5 protein-coding genes are annotated in these 3,593 nt (G+C 62.1%); 3 read left to right on the top strand and 2 right to left on the bottom strand.

The window, feature by feature from the left end:
* Positions 1-340: 340 nt before the first annotated feature.
* From ACESNG_RS20885 to ACESNG_RS20875, 3 genes are all read left to right on the top strand, one after another.
* Entirely contained in the window at positions 341-1,036 is a 696-nt protein-coding gene (locus ACESNG_RS20885; RefSeq protein ID WP_373070667.1) for a PGN_0703 family putative restriction endonuclease, read from the top strand.
* Between the two features lie 21 nt (positions 1,037-1,057).
* Positions 1,058-1,417, top strand: a complete 360-nt coding sequence (locus ACESNG_RS20880; protein WP_373070665.1) for a hypothetical protein — start codon at positions 1,058-1,060, stop codon at positions 1,415-1,417.
* A gap of 517 nt (positions 1,418-1,934) precedes the next feature.
* Positions 1,935-2,660 (top strand): Eco29kI family restriction endonuclease, encoded by a 726-nt coding sequence (locus tag ACESNG_RS20875; protein ID WP_373070671.1) that lies wholly within the window; start codon positions 1,935-1,937, stop codon positions 2,658-2,660.
* 81 nt (positions 2,661-2,741) lie between these two features.
* Here ACESNG_RS20875 and ACESNG_RS20870 read toward each other — a convergent pair whose 3' ends face one another.
* Positions 2,742-3,023, bottom strand: a complete 282-nt coding sequence (locus tag ACESNG_RS20870; RefSeq protein WP_373070663.1) for a hypothetical protein — start codon at positions 3,021-3,023, stop codon at positions 2,742-2,744.
* A gap of 214 nt (positions 3,024-3,237) precedes the next feature.
* A complete protein-coding gene (locus ACESNG_RS20865; RefSeq protein ID WP_373070669.1) occupies positions 3,238-3,489 on the bottom strand; it encodes a zinc-ribbon domain-containing protein in 252 nt (83 codons plus the stop codon).
* Between the last annotated feature and the right edge of the window lie 104 nt (positions 3,490-3,593).

Below are 3,593 nucleotides of genomic sequence, written 5' to 3'. Positions count from 1 at the left end.
AAGGTCAACAACAAGCGCATCAAGCGTCTCTGGCGGGCCGAGGGGCTGCGGGTGCCGCTTCGTTGTCGCTGCGAAGACACCGGGCGACGATGTCGTGTCGATCTACACAGCTGCCCAAGCCGAGGCACTCCATCGCGACGTCAGCTGGCGCTTCGTTGTCGTCACCGACCCCGACACAGCGACAGGCATCCAGCCGCATCCGAGCTACCACGTCCCGCCAGCTTGGCGACGCGCCGCTGGCATCCCTCCCCGATGGTCGGTGCGGCTTCATCAGCATGCGATCAGCAGGGCTGCGGAGTCCGGCGTTCAGCTCCTTCGATCCCATTCCTACCCGGGCACCGTGACGGCCGTGGTGCCCGCAGCTCTGCCAGCGTTCGAGGCGCTCCGTGAACGAGGTCTTCTACACAGCCACGCACTCCACGTGCGGTCGAGCCAGACGTTCGCGCTCAACCTGCTCGCACCCCTCACACTCGACGCATGGAACGAGCTTGGACAACACCTTCTCGACGACCCCGGAGCAATCGTCGACCAACCTCCGGAGTTCGAATACATCGACCGAGCCGACGAACTCAACGAGGCCACGAGGGCCTCTGCTCACACAACGCAGGTCGACTGTCTGGTTCGCGTACGGCGAGGCGACGGCCGTCTCCACGTCCTGCTGATCAAGGTGAAGCTCAGCGAGGACACCTTCTCAACGTGTTCAGCGGCCATGTCACCGGGCAACACCCGCACACAGATCTGCGGGCAGCCTGGACCGTTCGGCGGGGACACAGTTGGCTGTTTTCAACTCAGCAACCATGATCGTGAGCAGCGTCGCCGCTACGACGTTGCCCTTGGCCCGACTCATGCCGAGCTGGCCAGCTTCGGCTGCTGGTTCCGGGACGGCGCTAATCAGGTCATGCGGAACGTCGCACTTTCGAAGATTCTGATCGAGCGTGGTGAGGCGTCCACCGCTTCGATGGCTTTGATCACCCCCGACAATCACACCGCCATTTGGGAACAATGGCACCGGCACACCCGTTATTTGGCTGCATAGGACGACATCAGTTTCGATGGCTTGCCTGCGTCGCGTGTGGTAGCGCTGCACGCTCCCTCACTTGCATCGGATCTCTACGACCGATACCTGCTCCCGACCGAGTTACTTGCGGTCCGCCAGGCGCAGCGCCTACTCGATGACCGATTTCCAAGCGGAGCAGCGCTGGTGCGACTTGAACGCGGCGGCTCCGTTCGGTACGTCCAAGCACTCGACCGGCTGCCAGTGCGCGCCGTCTCCGAAGGCGACGTCATCTTCGAGACCGAGTACCCGGCCGGACCCGTTTCCCACCAAGTGTCCCTCACGGAGCTCACCGATGGCGCGGGTGATCTTGAGCTCGCCGACGACGACGACGGATCCTGCATAATCACCTCAGACCTTTGAGATTCGACCCGATCGCGGTCGACAGTGTTGCTCGTCAGCTAGTCAGCTCGGGAGCGAGATGCCTGACCGCTAGCGAACAGGTCGCCGTCGACAGCCATGGTGGAGCGCGCCCGTCGAATCCGCTGCATCCTGGTAGGTGCACCGGGACCGCCTCTGCGTCCACGTCAATCTGGTCGATCTTGGCGAAGCCTTGACCGGAGCGGGCCAGCTGGTTGCACTCTCGAACGCAGACATCGCCTCAACCACCTCGAACACAGGTGCAGGATCTCAGCGCCCAGCTTGGTCGGCCCATCGTGGCCAAGCCGTCCACCGACTCGTCGGCACCCGTGACGACGACCTCCAAACTCGGGCGTGGAGTGCGCCGAGCCATCGAGTGAACATCGCTATCCGCGCAATGTTCGCAGGCGCGCGGTGCGGCCCCTCTCTACACCGGGGGGAGTGAAGTGGGGGGCCGCACCGCGCGCCAAACACTCATGCGACCCCCAGCGAGAATACTTACCCCATGAGTGGAACCTTGGTGAATCGCAGTCGACCCATTGGCGAGTGCGCGGAGGGGGTCAGCGAGGATGTCGTTGACCCGAAGATCGGGCTTCGACGGTTGAAGAAGGAGGTCGGCGCGATGACCTCAAGACGAAGTCAACCAGGTCTCTACGCTGCATCAGTGTTCGATGAGCGACCCGTGCTCGCTCTCACCCTCGACGCATCGCTGCACACCGTGGCGCAACCGTTGAGCAGCCCACACCCCAAAAGCCCTGGGGCATACTTGCAGCTGTATCGGGGCTTTCATCCCCTGTATGAGCGGATCGCAGTTCCGAAGTTCGGCAATGTCAGTCTCGCCGCCGCCAGCGGGTGGCCGATCTACGCCGGGAGTACTCTCTCGTTGCATGAGCGAGCCGGCCGACACCGAAAAAACCTGGCTAGCGTCATCGACCTCGAAGTCGACGACTTCCTCACCGTTCTTCTTCCGACAGAGACGCTCGCTGGCGCTTTGATGATCGAGCGGCTTGTCATCGACCAGTTCAGGCCGGTGTTCAACCAGCCTTTCCTTGGCGGGTTCGGCTCAGGAGCACAAGGCGGATCACGCCATGACACACAGAAGACAGCGCCATTCTCGGTCCTCCATTCCGGCCGGCGCGCCTGCACCGGAACGCCGACCGTCACACCGCGCGAGCTCGCCGACCGAGTCGAGAGTCATTTGTCCGACTCCGTCCCAGCATGGTGGATGGGCGCTTCTTCATTGTGAATGTCGTTCGGCCTGTTCACGGTGTTGATGAGGTGCACGACAGTGGGAGCCCGCGGATAATCCCCGGGCTCCCACAGTTGTCTACGCGGCTCGGTCGCCGCCTCCCGCTCGCGCTTCATGCTCGAGCGACGAGTACACGCCGGGTCCCGGATGGGCGATCAGCCCGCGGCTGGTCAGACGAGCGAGTACGAGAAAGCCGTCGACACAGCTTTCGATGTTCGCCTCGTCAAGCAGTTCGAATGCAGTGAAGACACGTGACGGTTCGGCGCCTATGGCCTTGAGCACCCGTACGGCGGTCGGGGCCGTGTCCTCACCGAACATGCTTGTGAGGTCAACGCCCCTGATCGCAGCTGTTTGTTTCATTGTTGCTCCTTTTGTCGTGAGCCGGATTGGCTGCACTCACGATTTGGCGCCGCAACCGAAGACCAAAGTTCTGAAATCAAACACTGGAACGAAGGGCTTCTCATGCATATTCGCGCCCGGAGAACGAATCAGCCCAGCCATGAATGACCACCCTGGTGGTTGTCCAAACTCTTCGACAACCAGCGTTGACCGGTTTCGGACAAGGAGTCACCGTCTATGTGTTCGCGTCACACATCTCGCAGCCACTACCTGCGATACGACAAGCGATCGACGCTTGGTACTCGTGACCGGATTGGCAGCGCCACCAGACGAGTCGGTCGCTGACGTCGACGCCGTCGTGGAACCATCGCGCCGACTCGCCGATGTAGATGTTGTGCGGCGTGAACGGCGTGCGGGGCGGGTTCCTCCCTGCAACTGGATGCGTCGTTATTGGAACTGCTCCCTTGCACCTTCGGTGGTTGGACATGTCATTCCTTTCGGGGTTTGCGAACTTGATGACGTGACTGTGCAGGCCCGACTTCATTCGGCAGTCGGCCGAGGTCTGACTTGCCGGATTTTGCCCAGACGCTT

Origin of the sequence: Gemmatimonas sp. (assembly GCF_041689975.1) — a bacterium.
Classification (GTDB): domain Bacteria; phylum Gemmatimonadota; class Gemmatimonadetes; order Gemmatimonadales; family Gemmatimonadaceae; genus Gemmatimonas.
Note: the sequence above shows the minus strand (reverse complement) of the source record. Positions and strands in the feature narration are given on the sequence as shown.

Coding starts and splice junctions, on each gene's coding strand:
- ACESNG_RS20870 (WP_373070663.1), bottom strand. CDS start 3,023: ATGAAACAAACAGCTGCGATCAGGGGCGTTGACCTCACAAGCATGTTC.
- ACESNG_RS20865 (WP_373070669.1), bottom strand. CDS start 3,489: ATGTCCAACCACCGAAGGTGCAAGGGAGCAGTTCCAATAACGACGCAT.